The following is a 19,597-nucleotide window of genomic DNA, read 5'->3' as shown; positions in this document are numbered from 1 at the left end:
CGTAATACTTATTTATTCATTATCCTGATCTTCAAACTCTGCAGACAGAACCGCCAGTATCTCATCTACTGTTGTTTCTTCCAAATCCGCACGTTCGATCAATTCTGCACGGCTCATAGCCAACACGTTCTTGGCAGTATAGCAACCAATGTTCTTAAGTGCATCGATAATCCAGCTATCGATTTCATCAGAGAACTCATCCAGGTAAATATCTTCTTCGTCTGCACCCTCTATGTCGCGGAACACATCAATTGTGTATTCTGTAAGCATACATGCCAGCTTGATATTCAGACCACCTTTACCAATGGCCAATGAAACCTCTTCCGGACGAAGGTAAACTTCCGCTTTTTTATCATCCTCGCTTACTCGGATTGAAGATATTTTAGCAGGACTCAGTGCACGTTGAATAAACAAGGACACGTTAGACGTAAAGTTTATCACATCAATATTCTCATTGCGAAGCTCGCGTACAATTCCATGAATACGCGACCCCTTCATCCCTACACAGGCACCAACAGGGTCGATACGGTCATCATAAGACTCTACAGCCACTTTTGCTCTTTCTCCCGGTATGCGGGCAATTCTCTTTATTGTGATAAGTCCGTCGTTTATTTCAGGCACTTCCAATTCAAACAATCTTTCCAGAAAAACAGGAGCTGTTCTCGAAAGAATAATTTTAGGATTGTTGTTTAAATTATCAACCCGTAACACTACAGCACGTACTGTCTCTCCTTTACGATAAAAGTCGGAAGGAATCTGTTCTGTCTTAGGCAACAACAATTCGTTACCGTCGTCATCAAGCAGTAAAATTTCTTTTTTCCAAACCTGATATACATCTGCAGATACAATCTGACCGATTTTATCTTTATATTTTGCAAACAAACTATCTTTCTGTAATTCAAGAATCTTAGATGCCAGCGTTTGACGAAGATTCAAAATAGCTCTGCGACCGAAATCAGCGAAGTGTACCTCATCAGTAACCTCTTCTCCAACTTCACAGTCGGCATCAATTTTCCGGGCCTCTGTCTGTGTAATCTGCAACGTTGGGTTTTCCAACTCATCATCAGCCACAACCGTCCGGTTTCTCCAGATTTCAAAGTCGCCTTTCTCAGGATTGATAATAACGTCAAAGTTTTCGTCCGTTCCGAACATCTTTGCAATCACGTTCCGGAAAGAATCCTCCAAAACGCTGATCATGGTGTCTTTATCGATATTTTTTAAATCCTTGAATTCTGCTAATGTATCAATCATGCTGATTGTTTCCTCTTTCTTGGCCATAATCTTATTTTACTTGAATCGTATTAAGTATTTTGTATTTTTTATTTCATCAAAAGTATAAATCACATCTTCCTGAACAGTAACTTTCCGTTTTGCGCCTTCCGGCTTCACCTGTTTTTCAATGGAAATAACTATACCTTTCTCATCAGCCGATTTTAGCAAACCAGTAAGTTTTATCCCGTTTTTCAACAAGACTTCTACCTCGTTCCCCACATTCTTAAGATACTGACGAAGAACTTTAAAAGGAGAAGTTACGCCTGCTGAACCAACCTCCAGTTCGAAGTCTTCGGCTTCACGGTCCAGATTGTCTTCCAGATAACGGCTCAAAGCCACACAATCATCTATACACACTGCATCGTCATTATCAATCTCGACGACAATCAAGTTTCCTGGTTTAATCACAACATCAACCAGATAATTGGCTGAGGAAGCCAGATAATCTTCCGCTAACTGGGTAATCTTACTTTTTTCTATCATATACATATGGTTAAGAACAAAAGAAGGGGGCTACCCGCCCCCTCCTCATCTTCTCTTTATCGCTTGCAAATATACAAATTATCAGCCTGTTTGCAAAAAAAATATGCCTTTTTATTGCTATATAGGCTGCTGGTGTATTAAAATTCATTAAATAAATATAAAATCAGCGTTTTGTTTTTTCTTCCTCTAGTGAACAATAAACAATTATTAGCGCCTATAAACATGTTTTACAACATAAATTGATTTAATATTGTTATATTTGCAACGACTTAATAAAGAGGCTTATGCTTATAGAAGTTTTTTATATTCTCTTCTTTTTCTTTGCTGGGGAATTTGTCAGTCATTTCCTTGGAGGTTTTATTCCAGGCAGCGTTATCGGCATGATATTACTCTTCCTCGCTCTTGTAGCTGGGTGGGTGAAACCGCTTAAAGTAAAAAAGATATCTACATTTCTCACCCAAAACATGGGTATATTTTTCCTCCCCGCCGGAGTGGGTTTGATGAATGCGTTGGGCATCATCTCCGAATACTGGGTTGTCATCGTAACGGCATGCGTTGTAAGTACTGTTCTTGTTATTGCAACGGTAGGAATTGTTCAACAAAAAATGGGAAAGGAGATAAAAGAAGATGAATAACCTGCTCGAATCGGAAGTTTTTATTCTTACGCTGGTAGTTGGAACCTATGTTGCATCGACGATACTTTACAGAAAGACAAAAATAGGTCTGCTTCATCCGCTCCTAACATCTATTTTGGTGATAATCGCGGTTTTGCAAATTACAGGCATCTCTTATGAGACCTTTCGGGAGGGAAGCAGGATCATTAATTTCATGCTCGGGCCTACTGTTGTAGCTTTAGGTTATGTCCTTTATGAACAGATGAAAAATCTGAAAGGGAATGTCGTATCAATCCTTACCTCCCTATTCGTTGGGTCGCTGACAGGGATAATCAGCGTCATCCTTATATGTAAGGCAATGGGAGCCAGCGACATACTGATTGCATCCATCCAGCCTAAATCTGTCACAACGCCAATCGCCATCGAAATAGCAGAAAAAACAGGCGGAATCCCATCGCTTACAGCAGTGATAGTTGTAGCCGTTGGAATATTCGGTAGTATGGCCGGTCCTTTCATCCTAAAAAAATTAGGTGTCGAAAACCGGATTGCCAAGGGATTAGCCCTTGGAGCCTCTGCTCACGGCATCGGAACATCCGTAGCTATACAGATTGGAGCCATTGAAGGAGCAATCAGCGGATTGGCAATTGGTATTATGGGAATCATGACAGCCATTCTCGTACCTCTGGTACAAGCTTTCCTAACCCTCTTTTGATACCCTACTTTATTGATTTGCAACCTATTTTATTCAGAAAAGGAATACAAATATTGCTTTATTGAATGAAAAATTCTACTTTTGCGGTCTGTTCGATAAACTATTAAACTAATTATATAAAATATTTATGGCTACTACAGCAGATTTCAGAAATGGCATGTGCCTTGATATTGATGGAACATACTATTTCATCGTTGAATTCTTACATGTAAAACCAGGTAAAGGTCCCGCTTTCGTAAGAACCAAACTAAAAAATGTTACAACAGGTCGCATTTTAGATAAAACATGGAATTCAGGAGTTAAGGTTGAAGAGGTTCGTATCGAGCGTCGCCCTTATCAGTTCCTTTACAAGGACGAAATGGGTTACAATTTTATGCACCCTGAAACATTCGAACAAATCTCCATTCCTGGAGAAACAATCGATGGTGTTCAGTTCCTGAAAGAGGGAGATACCGTAGAAGCAATGGTTCACGCTGCCACTGAAACAGTTCTTACCTGCGAACTTCCGGTAAAGGTAACACTTCAGGTTACTTACACCGAACCCGGAATTAAAGGAGACACTGCAACCAACACATTGAAACCTGCTACTGTGGAAACAGGTGCAGAAGTTCGTGTTCCTTTGTTTATCACAGAAGGTGAATTTATTGAAATCGACACACGCGACGGTTCATACCTCGGTCGTGTTCGCTAAGGAATAAACTAATATAACTAAAGCATAGATGTGTAATTACATCTATGCTTTTCTTTTTTCACAAAACCATCAACTATGTCTGAAAAAACCAACAACCTTCCAATAAAATCGTGGGCTACCGAAGACCGGCCACGTGAAAAAATGCTCCAGAAAGGAGTATCATCTCTTACAGATGCCGAACTTCTTGCCATTCTGATCGGATCTGGGAACAGTAATGAAAGTGCCGTCCAATTAGCCCAACGCATCCTGTTACATGCAGATAACAATCTAAACTCACTTGCCAAACTATCCGTTAATGATCTGGTGCGCGAATTCAAAGGAATTGGCCAGGCCAAGGCTGTTACCATCTGTGCAGCCATGGAATTGGGGAAACGCAGAAATGTGAGCGAAATACTACAGAGATCGGTAATCAGATGTAGCAACGATGCTTATCAGCTGTTTCATCCGCATCTTTGCGATCTTCCGCACGAAGAATTATGGATTGCACTCATGAACCGTTCAGCCAAAGTAATTGTTAAAGTAAAAATAAGCCAGGGAGGGACAGGCGAGACAACAGCTGATATCCAATTAATGCTAAAAGCGGCCATTAGCAATCTGGCATCGGGTATAATTCTTTGTCACAACCACCCCTCGGGCAACTATCATCCCAGTCAGAGCGACGACCGTCTGACACACAAACTATATAGATCTGCCAAACTGATGGATCTCTCACTTCTTGACCATATAATTGTATGCGACGGAAGTTATTATAGCTATGCTGATGAAGGGCGATTGATTCCGACTGATGAGAGAATTTGAAGAATTAATGTATATTTGCACTAATAAAAAAGTAGCATTATGAATAACGAATTTCTGCAAACTGAAGAAGCTATCGTAGCGATGCTTAAAACAGTATATGATCCTGAAATCCCTGTAAATGTATATGACCTGGGATTAATATATAAAGTAGATGTCGATGATGAAAAGAACGTTCGCATTGACATGACCCTCACAGCTCCCAACTGTCCGGCGGTAGATTTCATCGTAGAGGATGTACGAATGAAGGTTGAGAGTGTAGACGGTGTTAAAAGCGTTGATATAAACCTGGTTTTTGAGCCCGAATGGCATAGGGATATGATGTCTGAAGAGGCTAAACTTGAACTGGGATTCCTCTAAGCGTTCATAAATGGGAAAAGGCAATAAAATATACTTTATCTCGGATGCTCATCTGGGTGCCCGTTTTCATAGAGATCCCCGGGCGATAGAGAACAAGCTGGTCAGGTGGCTGGATAGCATCAAAGAGGATGCAGCTGCACTTTATCTGCTGGGAGATATGTTCGACTATTGGTATGAATATAAATATGTCGTACCTAAAGGACACGTCCGCTTCCTTGGCAAGCTGGCCGAACTCTCAGACAAAGGAATCGAGATACATTTCTTTATTGGCAACCACGACATCTGGATGTTTGATTACCTTGAAAAGGAGATCGGTGCCATTATACACCGGGAGCCGATAACGGTCGACCTGCTGGGTAAACGCTTTTTCCTGGCTCACGGAGACGAGGTGGACAACCGAAGCCTGGCTTTCCGTTTTATCAGGAGCCTGTTCAGAAACAAATTCTGTCAGTGGTTATATGCAGGTATTCATCCGAGATGGAGTTTCGGATTTGCGATGGGATGGTCCCTTAGCAGCCGTAAAAGCGGTCTTGACAGGGAAGACAAGTACGAAGGAGAAGCTTCGGAATACCTGGTAGCCTTTTCGAAGGACTATTTACAGACACATCCGGATATAAACTTCTTCATCTTCGGTCACCGGCATGTTATGCTTGACCTGCAACTCACCCATACTTCACGTATGCTGATCGGAGGCGACTGGATGCAGTTTTTCTCGTATATAGAATGGGACGGAACAACGTTGTTCCTGGATCAGTTTGAAGGATAAGGCTAAATATTAAACCCAAAAGAATCGCCGAAAGGTAATAAAACCTGGTTATCAAGGGACTATTCAGCATATTATAAACAAAAAGAGGGTGAATCTCAAATGTGATTCACCCTCTTTTTTATAATAAATAAGTACTACTCTTTGCTTAGTATTTCAAGTGTATCTTTTGCAATAGTCAGCTCCTCATCAGTTGGAACAACCATTACGGTCACTTTACTGTCGGGCGTACTGATAATCATCTCTTGTCCACGCATATGGTCGTTCTTTGCCTCATCAAGTTTGATGCCCATGAATTCCATGTCGCGACAAACAGCCGTACGTGTAGACCATTGGTTTTCACCTACACCGCCTGTAAATATAAGGAGATCCAAACCTCCCAAAGCGGCTGCATAGGCACCGATATACTTCTTGATGCGGTAATTGTAAACATTCATGGTCAAAATTGCTTTCTTGTCGCCATCTTCAATCGCAGCTTCAATCTCACGCATATCAGACGAAATACTTGAAAGTCCCATCACACCACTCTGTTTGTTAATCAGATCAGACAATCCGGCAGCGTTCAGCCCCTCTTTATCCATGATGAAAGACAAAGCACCAGCGTCCACGTCACCACAACGAGTACCCATCAACAGTCCTTCAACCGGAGTAAGTCCCATGGTAGTATCAATACTCTTTCCATCTTTAATGGCAGTAATTGAACCCCCGTTACCGATGTGAGCAGTGATAATACGCTGTTTTTCATAAGGAACACCAAGTACATCACATGCACGCTGAGAAACAAAACGGTGACTGGTTCCATGGAAGCCGTAACGACGGATACCGTACTTCTTGTAAAGAGAATAAGGTAAACCATACATATAAGCATAATCAGGCATAGTCTGGTGGAAAGCCGTATCAAAAACAGCTACCTGGGGAATACCCGGTATAATTGCGTCCATGGCACGAATACCTTTCAAGTTGGGCGGGTTATGTAATGGAGCCAAATCAATACATTCAACAACTTTACCGATCACCTCATTGGTGATACGTACACTGCTGCTGAACTTTTCGCCCCCATGAACTACACGGTGACCAACGGCATCGATTTCATTCAATGATTTGAGACATCCATATTTATTGTCTGTAAGTGTACTCAAAATAAACTGGATTGCCACATTGTGCTCCGGCAACTCTTTTTCTAAAACTACCTTTTCGCCGCTAGGCAAAGTAAATTTCAGAAATGATCCAGGTAAGCCAAGCTTTTCCACACCACCCTGAGCCATCACCTCCTGTTTGGACATATCAAACAGTTTGTATTTTACCGATGAGCTACCGCAATTCAATACTAAAATTATCATGATCTTTATTTTTGTTATTCAGTTTCTTATTTCGCTGATGCTTTTAACCCGATTGCCTGATTGGCAGCAATAGCAACCATTTTATATATATCATCAACAGAACAACCTCTGCTAAGGTCGTTTACCGGGGCTGCAATTCCCTGGAGGATAGGTCCCACTGCCTGTGCGCCAGCCAGACGCTGAACCAGCTTATAAGCAATATTTCCCACTTCAAGCGTAGGGAAAACCAATACGTTGGCTTTGCCGGCAATCTCGCTTCCCGGTGCTTTTTGAGCAGCAACAACATCCACAATAGCTGCATCAGCCTGCAACTCACCGTCAATTTTCAAATCGGGAGCCATCTCTTTTGCAAGGCGGGTTGCTTCCACAACTTTATCAACCATCTCGTGAGATGCGCTTCCTTTCGTTGAGAAACTTAGCATTGCCACTTTAGGATCCGCCCCAACGATGTCACGGGTTGTCTGTGCAGTTGACACAGCAATCTGTGCAAGTTCGGCAGCAGTTGGGTTAGGCATTACAGCACAATCTGCAAATACCAAAAGACCATTGTCGCCATAGGACTTATCTTTCAAAAACATCAGGAAAGCTCCTGAAACGCAGCTAATACCCGGAGCAGTCTTTACAATCTGCAAAGCAGGTCTCAACACGTCCCCTGTTGTATTTTGAGCTCCGGCAATTTCTCCATCCGCATCTCCTGCTTTAATCATCAGACAACCCAGATACAATGGATTCTCTACTAAAACAGCGGCCTTTTCGGGAGTCATTCCCTTCTTTTGTCTCAACTGAAAAAGCAAATCGGCATAAGCCTCCTTCTTTTCATGATTCAGGGGATCTACAATCGTAGCAAGATCAATATTCTTCAATCCATAAGAAGCAGCCAGTTGACTGATTTCCGTCTTATTTCCAATCAAAATAATAGAAGCCACACCGTCTGCCAATAGTTTGTCGGCAGCACGAAGCGTTCTTTCTTCGGTACCTTCAGGAAGAACAATACGTTGTTTGTTAGCTTTAGCGCGTGTAATAATGTCTTGCAATAAGTCCATAGCGGAAGATATTTATATATTTTAAGATAATTATCTGTTTTCGACTACAAAATTAGGCAAAATGCAATATAGAGTTTACAAAATAAGCAAGATATTTACACCTCAACTTGGCACTTTCACAAACATTAACAGAAATTTGTCACCTCCCGTTCGCCGGAAAGTATCTGTTGGAGTTCTTCGGCTGACACATTTACACAAAGATTGCCTAAGTGTGCAACGGAGATACGTCCGCGCTCTTCGGATACAATAATCACCATCGCATCTGTTTCCATAGACATTCCCAATCCCGAGCGATGTCTTAGCCCCAATTCTTTCGGAATATTGGCATTCTGAGCAACCGGGAGAATACAACCGGCAGCCCTTATTTTATTATCCGAAATTATCATCGCGCCATCATGAAGGGGACTATTCTTAAAAAAAATATTTTCTATCAATCGGGCATTAACATCGGCATTAAACATTTCTCCAGTATGTTCATATAGAGCCAAATCCATATCTCTTTCGACCACAATAAGGGCTCCCGTTTTTTTCCTTGCCATATTCATACAAGACAGAACAACCGGCGCAATGTACTTTCCCTCTTTTTCGCCGGCATCCTCACGGGTAGAAAAAAGCTTCGCCAGAAACTTCCAGCCTTTGTGAGAACCCAATGCAAGCAGAAAGCGACGGATCTCATCCTGAAATAATACGATTAAAACAACAAAACCTACGCTGATAAATTTATCCAGGATAGCTCCCATCAAACGCATTTCAAGAATCTGAGACATTAGAATCCAGACTACCACAAATGAAACCACCCCACTGAATATACCTAACGTTCCGGACGACTTCATCAATTTGTAGGTCTGGTAAAGGAAAAAGGCTACCAGTAAGACATCAATGAGATCCTTTATGCCAAAATTCATCCACATACGATTACTGTATATTAGAAAGTTTACCAATTATTCGAATCGCCTCAACCGCCTGCTTAACATCATGCACCCTTAAGATATCGGCACCATGCTGCAATGCAAACGTATTCAGCACCGTTGTGCCGTTCAAACTTTCAGAAGGATCTGTATCAAGCAATCTGTAGATCATACTCTTTCTGGAGATACCTACCAGCAATGGCATATCAAAAAGTCTGAACTCATTCATCCGGGCCATCAGTTCGTAGTTCTGATCAAGGGTTTTACTAAAACCGAACCCAGGATCCAGGATTACATCATTTACTCCCAATTCATTTAATTGTCGTATTTTTTCTGAAAAGTACAACATTACCTCTCCCATAAAATCGACATAATCTACTTTTTGCTGCATGGTTTGCGGCGTACCACGCATATGCATCAATATGTAGGGTACCTGCAGATCGGCAGCAGTCGAAAACATTTCCGGATCCAACTCTCCTCCCGATATATCATTAATGATAGCCACACCGTATTTTTCAACGCAAGCTCTTGCTATTCCGGCCCTGAATGTATCTACAGAGGTTATTACATCCGGGTAATGACGTAAAATGATATCCAGAGCCAACGACAGACGATTCATCTCTTCATCCGGGCTAACCTCCTTTGCATCCGGGCGGGAGGAATAACCACCCAGATCAATCATTCTTCCACCTTCTGCAAGAATGGTTTCAATGCGTTCTGTTATCTCTTTTTCAGTCTGTTTACGGCTGCCCGAATAAAACGAATCGGGAGTAATATTTAATATCCCCATCACCAGGGGCTCTTTAAGTTCGAGAAGAGTTCCTCTAATATTTAATGTTTTAGTAGCGGTCATATGTTTATTCTCCCTGAAGTTTCAAACAATTTTCTACAAATGTAAGGAAATAATATAATATGCTTACTTTTGCATCGCGATAATCTGTTAATGAGGTAAGGCTATGACTATTTCTGATTTGTACGAATTATATCTGCACAATCCTAAGGTGACGACAGACAGTCGGAACTGTCCGTTTGGCTCTATTTTCTTTGCTCTCAAAGGTGAAAATTTTGATGGTAACCAGTATGCATCCAAGGCATTGGACTCAGGATGCGCCTATGCCGTCATCGACAACCCTGACTATATCACCGGAGACAGAACCATCCTTGTGGATAACGTGCTCAAAACGCTTCAACAACTGGCACACAGACATCGGAAAGCTTTGGGAACTCCGGTTATAGGAATAACAGGAAGTAATGGCAAGACAACTACCAAAGAATTACTGGCTGCTGTGTTATCAACCAAATACAACCTGTTGTACACCGAAGGAAACCTGAACAATCATATTGGAGTTCCGCTTACTCTTCTAAGGCTAAATCACCAACATGAAATGGCCATCATAGAAATGGGAGCAAGTCATCCAGGCGATATCAAAGAACTTGCAGAAATCGCAGCCCCAAACTACGGCATAATCACCAACGTGGGACAAGCACATCTGGAAGGATTCGGATCCTTCGAAGGAGTAATAAAGACCAAGGGCGAATTATACGATTATATACGCCAGACCAAAGGGAAAATTTTCATTAAAAAAGAAAACGAATACCTTCAACCCATCGCTAAAGGAATTGAACAAATTAGCTACGGCACAGACGAAAGCTCTTTTGCTTCTGGCAAAGTGGCATCCTGCAGTCCGTTTTTAATCTTCGACTGGAAGCAACAAGGGAAAATTCATACCGTGGAAACTCATCTGATTGGCAGCTACAACCTCGACAACGTGCTGGTGGCCGTAGCTATCGGCCGGTATTTTAAGATTCCTGCCGAGCGGATCAGCCGAGCCATTGCATCCTACGAACCCAACAACAACCGCTCTCAATTTAAAGAGACCGAACATAACAAGCTTATCATCGATGCCTATAATGCCAATCCAAGCAGCATGAAGGCAGCTATCGACAACTTTGCAGCCATGCAGGTTGATACCCCTAAGGCAGTCATTCTGGGCGATATGCGTGAGTTGGGTGAAACAAGCGACGCTCTGCATGCCGAAATTGTAAAGCAAATTGAACAGGCCGGATTCGATAAGGTATATCTTTGCGGCGAACATTTTTCGTCGACCGGCTCCAGTTTCATGCATTTTCCGAATATAGAAGAGCTTATGAGCGAACTTACTAAAAAACCATTGGTAGGATACCATATCCTCATCAAGGGATCGAGAGGTATGACCCTCGAAAAAACGCTTTCATTACTATAGTTCCGGCACTAAACAGATATAAAAAAGGGGGATGTTCAACAAACTGAACATCCCCCTTTTTTATATTTAATTCATCTCTTTAAAAGGAATAGTTGCACAATGCAGCTATACGATGATTATCGGCAGCATGTGTATTGGTCACCTTACCTGTAGCAGTCTGAATCGTTCCGTAATCGGCAACCGAATAGGAATATTCGACCCCAATCGTAAAATTCTTTATATTATAATCGGTCTGAACACTCATATTATATAATTTATCGATATCCATACCCATACCATAGGTCATCGAACTTGAAACCAATGGCTTATTGGTGCCCAGGTTTTTAGTAAACCCACCGAACAAGCCCACCTGCCACTTCTTACCATATACCACATTCACCCAGCTGGTACTATGATTAAAATTCACATAATCGTATGCTCCGGTCACCGGATCGATGGAAGTAACCCCGTATCCTCCCAACGACAAAGTATGCACGTTGTTCTGTCCGTAGATAGTCTTCGCATTCAGCTTCCACCATTCGCTGCTATAGCTCGCAAAAGCAAGAAGAGACGCTGAAACATTCCGTTCAGAAACTTTATAAGTCAGCTCTCCTTTGGTCGATTGGGTACGCGGAGTAAGGGTAAGCACATCTGCACCCACACCTACTATAAAACCCTCTTTCCGATAATCTATTCCGGCAAACATTTCCGGCAGCACAGCATCTCTGGAGTATTCCAACATCTTAGATCCCAAAGGTCCGGACGATCTGTATTGATTCTGGAAGACAGCGGCTGCCTTTATATTGAATCGGCTGAATTTATAATTATACTGTAACTGCGGACTACGGCTAAAGGGCTGGAACGGACATCCGGTGTTCAGATTCACAATAGATGGCAAAACCTCACCGAACAAAGGATGCCAGGTCTGTCCCACCAACAGAGAAGAGCGTCCCCAATCCAGATTCACATAGGCATGTCTTATACGCAGCGTGGTAAAGTTCCCCAGAACGGAAGTAGAGAAACCACCAAAGTCGGTTTCAATCTTGGCAGTGGTCTTGGCGTTAAACAACATGGGTCCGGTAATATCCAACCCTAAACGCGTACAAAAAATAAAATCACCCGAATTCGAAACGGTGTTTAAGTCTTCGCCATTGGCGTCAAGCTGAACATCCTTCGGATACATAAAAAATGCACCTTCCACCGATTCTACATTATGTCTGCTATTATAAAACACATCAGTACGAACGCGACCATAGAATTTATAGCTAAAATCCTTCACCTGGGCGCTTACGGATACAAACACAAATGTAGCCGTAATAAGAAGAAAAAATCGTTTCATTTATATATGGGGAAAACTTGGTTTCACTACCTGAATCGGGGTGCAAAGATATATATTTTTTCCTATCTGATTTGATTAACGAAATATTATTTGTTACTTTGCTTCCACCTTGTAAGTAAACAAGTCAAAATAGTTAACAAAGTAAATCATATATTGAAAAATGAGTACAAAAAAATTTTTATTACAGGAAAAAGATATACCAACCGCCTGGTATAACATTGCCGCTGATATGAAGAATAAACCTCTTCCTATCTTAAATCCGAAAACGAAAGAACCCCTTCACGCCGAGGATCTGTATCCTCTTTTCGCGGAAGAGCTTGCCAGACAGGAAATGAATCAGACTGATGCATGGATTGAAATACCCGAGGAGGTACGAGACATGTACAAAATATGGCGCCCCACCCCGTTGGTACGTGCCTATGGCCTTGAAAAAGCGCTGGACACACCCGCCCATATTTATTTCAAGAACGAGAGTGTAAGTCCGGTTGGCTCACACAAACTTAATTCGGCCATTGCTCAGGCCTATTTCTGCAAAAAACAGGGAGTGACCAATATCACCACCGAGACCGGAGCCGGACAGTGGGGAGCGGCCTTATCTTTTGCCGCCAAGGCCTTCGGACTGGAATTGGCCGTATATATGGTAAAGGTAAGCTATCACCAAAAACCTTACCGTCGTTCCATTATGCAATCTTATGGAGCCGAGGTTATCGCCTCACCCAGTATGAGTACACGTGCCGGACGTGATATCATCACCAAACACCCCAACTATCAGGGCAGTCTGGGAACCGCCATTTCAGAAGCAGTAGAGCTGGCCATGCAGACCCCCAACTGCAAATATACCCTTGGTAGTGTTTTGAATCACGTTATGCTGCACCAGACTGTAATCGGACTTGAAGCCGAAAAACAGATGGAAATGGCAGGTGAATATCCGGATATTGTAATCGGATGTTTCGGCGGCGGTTCAAACTTTTCGGGTATCTCCTTCCCATTCCTGCGTCATAAGCTGAACGAAGGGAAAGACATCCGGATTATCGCGGCAGAACCCGCTTCATGCCCGAAGCTTACACGTGGACAGTTCCAGTACGACTTCGGCGATGAGGCAGGCTATACCCCGCTGATTCCTATGTACACTTTGGGACACAACTTTGCTCCTGCCAACATTCATGCCGGTGGACTTCGTTACCATGGCGCCGGATCAATTGTAAGTCAGCTTAAAAAAGACAACCTGATGGAAGCTGTTGACATCAAACAATTGGATACATTTAATGCAGCACTGTTATTTGCAAAAACGGAAGGAATTATTCCTGCTCCTGAATCTTCTCATGCCATTGCAGCAGCTATCAACGAAGCGCTTGTATGTAAAGAAGAAGGAAAGCAGAAAACGATCCTGTTCAATCTATCCGGACATGGATTAATTGATATGGCTGCTTACGATCAGTATTTGTCGGGCGACTTGAGCAACCATGAGCTGTCTGACGATGAGATTGGCAAAAACCTGAACGAATTGGAGCACCTGATCTAAGCCAGAGCGGTTCTCTGTTTCATAAAAAAAGCTTTAAGGAAAATCCTTAAAGCTTTTTTTGTGCGTTGTGTGTGTGTGTAAGTAAACATTAAGAGAATATTGAATCATAAGCAGATGCCGGGCTAACCAACTGTTGCTTATTAAAACTAAAGTCCTTTTTCTTTTTGTCCCACATTCCGTAATCAGAATTGATTTCTCCGGTTTCCTGATTATACTGATATGAGATCAAATAATAGGGATCCCACTCCCCCGTGGCTTTATTCCATCTATAGGCCTTCTTTTCAGAAACCTTGCCTGTCTCATTATAAGAGAATTCATACTTTACCTCTTTATTGAGCAAGCCTTCCTCATTAAGGAATACTACTTTTGAGACAATCTTGCCGTCCACCTCTTTCGTATCATACAAATAGTTACGAGGAGAAGCTGCCGAAGCAAACAAACCACAAGCAAACATAATTACCAAAGCAAAGATGCTTTTTCTCAAAATCGTTGTTTTCATAAAATTTATCATTAATAAGATTACTAACAAAATGATATGCAAATATCCGTACAAAAGTTGATTTACACAAACAAAGCAGACATTTTGTTAGTTAAATTTTACTATTTAACATATTTAAAGAAATCACGGATCTTGATTTTAACACTTAACTTACGATTTGAAAGCTATAATTCTTATATTTTACAATTTAGGCTAATTACCCCTGTAAAAACGAAGATTTATAAACTTACAATTTTCCATAATACTCATCTATCGTATAATTCAAAAAGCGATTTAAAGGCAATAACTTCTGAAATTCGCTAACAGAAGTCTCCAGCCAGGTACTTTCGGTGAAGAATGAATCGGGTTTAACACTTGCCACGCAGAAATCTTTATGTTTCAAAATGTCACCAAAGGGTATATCCGAAGGAAATCCGGCAGGCATCCGTTTCAGTGCGTCACCTTCGAGTGCAGGAAAAGAGGCTTTAAAGGATGGATCTTCCAGAATTGCCACAAATTCGTCCATATGATCGTATATATCCTGACGAAGTAATTTCAATAATTTAGGTTGCGGACACCAGATACCTCCCGACAACATGCAATTACCGGGTTCAATATGTATGTAATAACCTCCCCTTTCGCTGGATCTTCCACCCCGGGCAATGTATGCAGCAAAGTGATTCTTATAGGGAAGCTTATTGGGAGAGAAACGGATGTCCCTATAGATACGGAATAAACAATCTTTCGCCTCCAGGCCGGCAACCTCCGGATCAAAAAGGGCGATGCGGTTGATAAGACTCTGCACATCATCGGCAAATAACTGACGTAACACATCATAGCGTCCCTTATTTTCCTGAAACCATGCGCGGTTGTTGTTTTTTTGTAATTCTTTTAAAAAAGAAAGCATTTCAGGTACCATATATACTATGTATTAATTTCATCAAAGATAAACATAAAAATGACACAAGTATCTGCTCTGCGCAGCATACTTGTGTCATACCTGTTTAACAAAAATACTTATATGATCTATTGCAGGCGGAAAGTGATTGGAACCGTATATCTCACATTTACGGCTTTTCCTTTATGAACTCCGGGAGTCCATTTCGGCATCAGAGAGAGTACACGCAAAGCCTCGGCATCCAACAGCGGTTCAATACCGCGAACCAATTCAAGTTGTGCTATATTACCTTCTTTATCAACGGTAAACGAAGCTATAACGCGTCCCTGATTCCCTGCTTTTTGCGATTCTACGGGATATTTGATACTTCTTGCAATGTATTGCAAAAGAGCAGCGTCACCTCCAGGGAAAGAGGGCATCTGATCTACCTTTGTAAATACCTTCTCTCCATTATACTCTCTGGGAGGAGTATCTTTCATTATTTTAGGCTCATTCTTTTGTACTGTTTTTTTCTGATTATCGTTAGCCGGAACTGCCGGTTTCGCATCAGCCGATCCATATCCAACCACAACCACCTCAGGCATCACCGAATCGGTTGGTTGGATATCAGATGGAAGCGTAGTAACACGTGCAACCGTTTCCAGATTATTTACCATCAATAATAGAGCAGCTAAAGGAACAAACAGAAGATACTTGGTTCTTCCGATTTGATGTGAACGTTTTTTATTCATCATACGAATTCTGTTTTTTAGGGGTAATACATTAAAACTGTTATATAAATTTGCTGTAGCCTTTTGATTAGCCAGCCCCAACAGATGGAACTGGTAGCTTTTACGGTCGTGACCGCTTAATAAAACTGTCTGATCTGCCAGGTATTCCAGGTTCTGACGTACCTCTCTTTTCAGAAGCCAGACAAACGGATTCACCCAGAACAACGTACACAACAGTTCACTCAGGATTACGTCCAATGAATGCCATTGCCTTACATGAGTCATTTCGTGCGTAAGTATCTCATCCACTTCCTGCTCCGTATGAGAAGGCAGGTGAATAAAAATCAGATGAAAGAAAGAGAATGGTCCGGCCGGATGGTTCAGTAAATGAACATACACTCCGTTGATACGGGCTGTCTTACATTGCACAGACAATAACAGGATGCTTCCCAGTTGTACCGCAAAACGTATTCCAAGCACTGCCACTCCCGCCAGGTAAAGGAGAAAAGCCGACTGTAACAACCAGCCGTCGGGAGCAGCTGCCGTTGTTTTACCGGCACTTACAATCACCTCCGGAAGCATGGTCGAATAAACCGTAGCCGCTTCTGTTACCGTATTAATCTCCTTCATCCAGCCGCTAAAGTCGGGCAAAGGATAGACAACAGCCACCAACAACAGCCCTATCAAAGTCGTTCTACGCAGTCTGAAAAAAGTATCACTGTAAAAGAATAACCTATAAAAAGCGTAGAAAAACAAAATGGCGGCATTCACCTTCATAAAATAAATCATATCGGGACTCATAGCTGTATGTATTAGATGGTTACTCTTTCCCTTTTTCAATCATATCGATAATCTCTTTCAGATCATCGGCCGAAAGCTTTTGCTCTTTGGCAAAAAAGGAGACCAACTCCTTGTACGAGTTTTCAAAATAATTATGAACCACCCCTTTCATAAACATACGCTTATATTCGGCTTCGCTTACAAGCGGAGTGTATTCATAGGTATTGCCATACCTTTTAGCCTTTACATACTTCTTACGTTCCAGATTCTTCACAACCGATGCCAGTGTAGTATACGGCGGTTTCGGGTCGTCGTATTTAGCTAAGATATCCTTTACAAAACATGGAGCAGCTTGCCAAAGTACAAGCATTGCCTCCTCTTCCTGTGCAGTCAGTTTTTCCATATCTCCTTGTTTATTACGATTACTTCGCAAATCTACGAGTATTTCGTAATAAACAACAAGAAAGACAATTAAATAGTGTTAAATACTTTTATTATAAAGATAAAAGAGGTTTATTTAACCATAGCGGCCTGCAAATAGTCCTTCTGATACTGCAACGGGGTCTTACCTTTAAACTCCTTAAACTGATGGTGAAAGTTTGAGGCATTATTATATCCGCAGGCATAGCATACTTCCGCCACATTCATTTCGTTTTCCATCAGCAATTTACATGCATAGCCGATACGTACCTCCATTAGAAACTGCACATAGGTCTTCCCCGTTTTTTGTTTGAAGTAACGGCAGAAAGATTCTTTGGAAAGATTCAACTGGTCGGCAACATCCGATATGGAAATATCCCGTTGAAAATTATTGAAGGTAAAATTATAGATCTTATTGATACGGGAATTGTCATTGAAAGAAAAGTTGTTTGTAAAACCTTTGCTGGCAATCAGGTCGTATTCTTTCTCACGGGCAATACGCTGCAGAATACGCAATAAGATAAGCAACCGGTCGGCATAATCGGCTTCAAACAAAGCATACATCTCCTGCTCCATGGAGGCAAGGGTATTTCCTTTCACAGACAAACCATAGGTGGTAAGCGAAAAAAGCTCTTTGATTGGAGACATCTCGGGTAATGCCAGAAACGTATTACCCAGTACGTCGGGCGAAAAATGAACCACAATCGCCTCAACTTCCTTTCCGGCATCCGCTCTTTCGTAAGAGATGGCATGAGGAAGATAGGGTCCGGTGATAATCATGTGGCATCCCTCGGTTATATCCCGGGTATTATCCCCCACAATTTCGATGCCTTTCCCTCCGCGAATCAGCAAGAACTCAATCTCGGGATGATGGTGCCAAAGATTATACTGTGAATTAGGTCCGGTATCTTTTCTAACGTTAAAAGAAAACTCCGGGTTCCGTGTTACACGTCTCAATGCAGGTTTCATATCATTCAGCTGTATTTAGGTGGTACTTTCTGAAAGGCAAAGATGCACTATTTTTTTAATCTTCGCGCATAAAAAACGGCATAATATACAGTATTCTGCCAAATAACATAGAAAATAAAGATAATATAATACAGTAAATAGCCATAATAACAAAGTAGCGCTCTATTTAATTGCTTTACATTTGCATCAGTAGGAATTAAGATAAAAATCAGCATATTATGAAAAAGAAAGTTGTAACATTCGGCGAGATAATGTTGCGTTTGGCAACCCCCGATTACCTTCGCTTTAATCAGAGCAATCAGCTAACAGCAACATTTGGCGGCGGCGAAGCAAACGTTGCCGTATCATTGGCAAATTATGGAATAGAGGCCTCTTTTGTGAGTCGCCTTCCCCAAAACGATATTGCCCGTGCCTGTGTTATGGACTTACGCAAATACGGGGTGGACACCTCTTCCATTGTGTATGGGGGCGAACGACTGGGCATCTACTTCCTCGAAACCGGAGCAGTTGCCAGAGCCAGCAAGGTGGTATACGACCGGGCGCACTCATCCATCGCAGATATAAAGCCGGGTATGATCAACTGGAAAGAGGTACTGAAAGATGCAGGCTGGTTTCACTGGACGGGAATCACTCCGGCTTTGTCGCAAGGAGCAGCAGATGCCTGCCTGGAGGCTATCCGCACAGCCAACGAGATGGGAGTTACCGTATCGTGCGATCTTAACTACCGTAAAAACCTGTGGAAATATGGAAAAACGGCTTCGGAAGTAATGCCTCAGCTGGTAGAGGGTTGCGACGTGCTGCTGGGTAACGAAGAGGATGCCGAAAAGGTATTCGGGATCAAGCCCGAAGGGTTTGATGCAAGCCAAACGGAAGGGGAAGTGGATGCTGCCGAATTTGAATCGGTATGCCGACAATTACAGGCCCGTTTCCCACGTGCCAAAAAGGTGATCATCACCCTGCGCGGATCTATCAATGCCAATCACAATACATGGAGCGGCGTGCTGTACGACGGCAAAGAACTGTTTACGGCTCCTACCTATAATATAACACATATCGTGGACCGTGTAGGTGGCGGCGACTCATTCATGGGTGGTCTTATCTACGGACTGATCTCCTATCCGGAAGACAGCCGGAAGGCGCTTCATTTTGCCGTAGCCGCCTCCTGTCTGAAACATACCATTTACGGAGACTTCAACCAGGTTACCGTAGAAGAGGTGGAAAACCTGATGAAGGGTGATGGTTCGGGACGCGTTTCACGTTAACCGCCCGATACGCATA

General features: G+C 42.2%; 21 protein-coding genes. 9 read left to right on the top strand and 12 right to left on the bottom strand.

Annotated features, from left to right (window positions below; genetic code table 11):
• Window positions 1-12: 12 nt before the first annotated feature.
• The gene (gene nusA, locus F5613_RS13335; protein ID WP_179400127.1) at window positions 13-1,278 is read right to left on the bottom strand and encodes a transcription termination factor NusA; all 1,266 of its coding nucleotides are present in this window, start codon (window positions 1,276-1,278) and stop codon (window positions 13-15) included.
• Between the two features lie 9 nt (window positions 1,279-1,287).
• Window positions 1,288-1,755: a ribosome assembly cofactor RimP gene (gene rimP, locus F5613_RS13330; protein WP_176134074.1), complete on the bottom strand. Its 468-nt coding sequence runs from the start codon at window positions 1,753-1,755 to the stop codon at window positions 1,288-1,290.
• A 284-nt stretch (window positions 1,756-2,039) separates the two neighbouring features.
• Here rimP and F5613_RS13325 point away from each other — a divergent pair, with 284 nt between their 5' ends.
• The 6 genes from F5613_RS13325 (at window position 2,040) to F5613_RS13300 (ending at window position 5,693) form a co-directional block, all read left to right on the top strand.
• Window positions 2,040-2,390 (top strand): CidA/LrgA family protein, encoded by a 351-nt coding sequence (locus F5613_RS13325; RefSeq protein WP_179400126.1) that lies wholly within the window; start codon window positions 2,040-2,042, stop codon window positions 2,388-2,390.
• Complete coding sequence (locus F5613_RS13320) at window positions 2,383-3,081, top strand: LrgB family protein (RefSeq protein ID WP_079683981.1); 699 nt, start codon at window positions 2,383-2,385, stop codon at window positions 3,079-3,081. Before F5613_RS13325 ends, F5613_RS13320 begins: the two co-directional genes overlap by 8 nt.
• Window positions 3,082-3,208: 127 nt before the next feature.
• A complete protein-coding gene (efp, locus tag F5613_RS13315; RefSeq protein ID WP_079683980.1) occupies window positions 3,209-3,772 on the top strand; it encodes an elongation factor P in 564 nt (187 codons plus the stop codon).
• 75 nt (window positions 3,773-3,847) lie between these two features.
• The gene (radC, locus tag F5613_RS13310) at window positions 3,848-4,570 is read left to right on the top strand and encodes a RadC family protein (RefSeq protein WP_079683979.1); all 723 of its coding nucleotides are present in this window, start codon (window positions 3,848-3,850) and stop codon (window positions 4,568-4,570) included.
• Window positions 4,571-4,609: 39 nt separating this feature from the next.
• On the top strand, window positions 4,610-4,927 hold the full coding sequence (locus F5613_RS13305) for a metal-sulfur cluster assembly factor (RefSeq protein ID WP_179400125.1): 318 nt from the start codon (window positions 4,610-4,612) through the stop codon (window positions 4,925-4,927).
• A 10-nt stretch (window positions 4,928-4,937) separates the two neighbouring features.
• Window positions 4,938-5,693 carry a UDP-2,3-diacylglucosamine diphosphatase gene (locus tag F5613_RS13300; RefSeq protein ID WP_179400124.1) on the top strand — a complete coding sequence of 252 codons (756 nt, stop codon included), beginning with the start codon at window positions 4,938-4,940 and terminating at the stop codon, window positions 5,691-5,693.
• Between the two features lie 134 nt (window positions 5,694-5,827).
• Here the strand turns inward: F5613_RS13300 and F5613_RS13295 are convergent, their stop codons facing one another.
• The 4 genes from F5613_RS13295 to folP form a co-directional block, all read right to left on the bottom strand.
• A complete protein-coding gene (locus F5613_RS13295; protein ID WP_179400123.1) occupies window positions 5,828-7,030 on the bottom strand; it encodes an acetate/propionate family kinase in 1,203 nt (400 codons plus the stop codon).
• Between the two features lie 26 nt (window positions 7,031-7,056).
• Complete coding sequence (gene pta, locus F5613_RS13290; RefSeq protein ID WP_079683975.1) at window positions 7,057-8,073, bottom strand: phosphate acetyltransferase; 1,017 nt, start codon at window positions 8,071-8,073, stop codon at window positions 7,057-7,059.
• A 125-nt stretch (window positions 8,074-8,198) separates the two neighbouring features.
• Complete coding sequence (gene cdaA / locus F5613_RS13285; protein ID WP_068182045.1) at window positions 8,199-8,984, bottom strand: diadenylate cyclase CdaA; 786 nt, start codon at window positions 8,982-8,984, stop codon at window positions 8,199-8,201.
• A 4-nt stretch (window positions 8,985-8,988) separates the two neighbouring features.
• Entirely contained in the window at window positions 8,989-9,834 is an 846-nt protein-coding gene (folP, locus tag F5613_RS13280; protein WP_179400122.1) for a dihydropteroate synthase, read from the bottom strand.
• A gap of 103 nt (window positions 9,835-9,937) precedes the next feature.
• Between folP and F5613_RS13275 the strand changes: the two genes are divergently transcribed.
• Entirely contained in the window at window positions 9,938-11,224 is a 1,287-nt protein-coding gene (locus tag F5613_RS13275) for a UDP-N-acetylmuramoyl-tripeptide--D-alanyl-D-alanine ligase (protein ID WP_179400121.1), read from the top strand.
• 79 nt (window positions 11,225-11,303) lie between these two features.
• Here F5613_RS13275 and F5613_RS13270 read toward each other — a convergent pair whose 3' ends face one another.
• Entirely contained in the window at window positions 11,304-12,542 is a 1,239-nt protein-coding gene (locus F5613_RS13270; RefSeq protein WP_179400120.1) for a hypothetical protein, read from the bottom strand.
• A 160-nt stretch (window positions 12,543-12,702) separates the two neighbouring features.
• Between F5613_RS13270 and F5613_RS13265 the strand changes: the two genes are divergently transcribed.
• Entirely contained in the window at window positions 12,703-14,064 is a 1,362-nt protein-coding gene (locus F5613_RS13265; protein ID WP_068182032.1) for a TrpB-like pyridoxal phosphate-dependent enzyme, read from the top strand.
• A gap of 88 nt (window positions 14,065-14,152) precedes the next feature.
• Here F5613_RS13265 and F5613_RS13260 read toward each other — a convergent pair whose 3' ends face one another.
• The 5 genes from F5613_RS13260 to F5613_RS13240 all read right to left on the bottom strand — a co-directional run bounded on the left by F5613_RS13260 (window position 14,153) and on the right by F5613_RS13240 (window position 18,319).
• Complete coding sequence (locus tag F5613_RS13260) at window positions 14,153-14,563, bottom strand: DUF3836 domain-containing protein (protein ID WP_179400119.1); 411 nt, start codon at window positions 14,561-14,563, stop codon at window positions 14,153-14,155.
• A 226-nt stretch (window positions 14,564-14,789) separates the two neighbouring features.
• Window positions 14,790-15,461 (bottom strand): DUF2461 domain-containing protein, encoded by a 672-nt coding sequence (locus F5613_RS13255; protein ID WP_179400118.1) that lies wholly within the window; start codon window positions 15,459-15,461, stop codon window positions 14,790-14,792.
• A 107-nt stretch (window positions 15,462-15,568) separates the two neighbouring features.
• A complete protein-coding gene (locus F5613_RS13250) occupies window positions 15,569-16,951 on the bottom strand; it encodes a M56 family metallopeptidase (protein ID WP_246303416.1) in 1,383 nt (460 codons plus the stop codon).
• Between the two features lie 19 nt (window positions 16,952-16,970).
• On the bottom strand, window positions 16,971-17,333 hold the full coding sequence (locus tag F5613_RS13245) for a BlaI/MecI/CopY family transcriptional regulator (protein WP_068182024.1): 363 nt from the start codon (window positions 17,331-17,333) through the stop codon (window positions 16,971-16,973).
• Between the two features lie 110 nt (window positions 17,334-17,443).
• Entirely contained in the window at window positions 17,444-18,319 is an 876-nt protein-coding gene (locus tag F5613_RS13240) for an AraC family transcriptional regulator (protein WP_068182021.1), read from the bottom strand.
• Between the two features lie 218 nt (window positions 18,320-18,537).
• Here F5613_RS13240 and F5613_RS13235 point away from each other — a divergent pair, with 218 nt between their 5' ends.
• Entirely contained in the window at window positions 18,538-19,581 is a 1,044-nt protein-coding gene (locus tag F5613_RS13235; RefSeq protein WP_179400117.1) for a sugar kinase, read from the top strand.
• The last annotated feature ends 16 nt before the right edge of the window (window positions 19,582-19,597 follow it).

The organism is Macellibacteroides fermentans (genome assembly GCF_013409575.1).
Taxonomy (GTDB): Bacteria; Bacteroidota; Bacteroidia; order Bacteroidales; family Tannerellaceae; genus Macellibacteroides; species Macellibacteroides fermentans.
This window is presented reverse-complemented; position numbering and strand designations above follow the sequence as displayed.

Excerpts from the sequence above, each read along its gene's own strand:
- nusA (WP_179400127.1), bottom strand. The coding sequence starts at position 1,278 with ATGGCCAAGAAAGAGGAAACAATCAGCATGATTGATACATTAGCAGAA.
- rimP (WP_176134074.1), bottom strand. The coding sequence starts at position 1,755 with ATGATAGAAAAAAGTAAGATTACCCAGTTAGCGGAAGATTATCTGGCT.
- F5613_RS13325 (WP_179400126.1), top strand. The coding sequence starts at position 2,040 with ATGCTTATAGAAGTTTTTTATATTCTCTTCTTTTTCTTTGCTGGGGAA.
- F5613_RS13320 (WP_079683981.1), top strand. The coding sequence starts at position 2,383 with ATGAATAACCTGCTCGAATCGGAAGTTTTTATTCTTACGCTGGTAGTT.
- efp (WP_079683980.1), top strand. The coding sequence starts at position 3,209 with ATGGCTACTACAGCAGATTTCAGAAATGGCATGTGCCTTGATATTGAT.
- radC (WP_079683979.1), top strand. The coding sequence starts at position 3,848 with ATGTCTGAAAAAACCAACAACCTTCCAATAAAATCGTGGGCTACCGAA.
- F5613_RS13305 (WP_179400125.1), top strand. The coding sequence starts at position 4,610 with ATGAATAACGAATTTCTGCAAACTGAAGAAGCTATCGTAGCGATGCTT.
- F5613_RS13300 (WP_179400124.1), top strand. The coding sequence starts at position 4,938 with ATGGGAAAAGGCAATAAAATATACTTTATCTCGGATGCTCATCTGGGT.
- F5613_RS13295 (WP_179400123.1), bottom strand. The coding sequence starts at position 7,030 with ATGATAATTTTAGTATTGAATTGCGGTAGCTCATCGGTAAAATACAAA.
- pta (WP_079683975.1), bottom strand. The coding sequence starts at position 8,073 with ATGGACTTATTGCAAGACATTATTACACGCGCTAAAGCTAACAAACAA.
- cdaA (WP_068182045.1), bottom strand. The coding sequence starts at position 8,984 with ATGTGGATGAATTTTGGCATAAAGGATCTCATTGATGTCTTACTGGTA.
- folP (WP_179400122.1), bottom strand. The coding sequence starts at position 9,834 with ATGACCGCTACTAAAACATTAAATATTAGAGGAACTCTTCTCGAACTT.
- F5613_RS13275 (WP_179400121.1), top strand. The coding sequence starts at position 9,938 with ATGACTATTTCTGATTTGTACGAATTATATCTGCACAATCCTAAGGTG.
- F5613_RS13270 (WP_179400120.1), bottom strand. The coding sequence starts at position 12,542 with ATGAAACGATTTTTTCTTCTTATTACGGCTACATTTGTGTTTGTATCC.
- F5613_RS13265 (WP_068182032.1), top strand. The coding sequence starts at position 12,703 with ATGAGTACAAAAAAATTTTTATTACAGGAAAAAGATATACCAACCGCC.
- F5613_RS13260 (WP_179400119.1), bottom strand. The coding sequence starts at position 14,563 with ATGAAAACAACGATTTTGAGAAAAAGCATCTTTGCTTTGGTAATTATG.
- F5613_RS13255 (WP_179400118.1), bottom strand. The coding sequence starts at position 15,461 with ATGGTACCTGAAATGCTTTCTTTTTTAAAAGAATTACAAAAAAACAAC.
- F5613_RS13250 (WP_246303416.1), bottom strand. The coding sequence starts at position 16,951 with ATGAGTCCCGATATGATTTATTTTATGAAGGTGAATGCCGCCATTTTG.
- F5613_RS13245 (WP_068182024.1), bottom strand. The coding sequence starts at position 17,333 with ATGGAAAAACTGACTGCACAGGAAGAGGAGGCAATGCTTGTACTTTGG.
- F5613_RS13240 (WP_068182021.1), bottom strand. The coding sequence starts at position 18,319 with ATGAAACCTGCATTGAGACGTGTAACACGGAACCCGGAGTTTTCTTTT.
- F5613_RS13235 (WP_179400117.1), top strand. The coding sequence starts at position 18,538 with ATGAAAAAGAAAGTTGTAACATTCGGCGAGATAATGTTGCGTTTGGCA.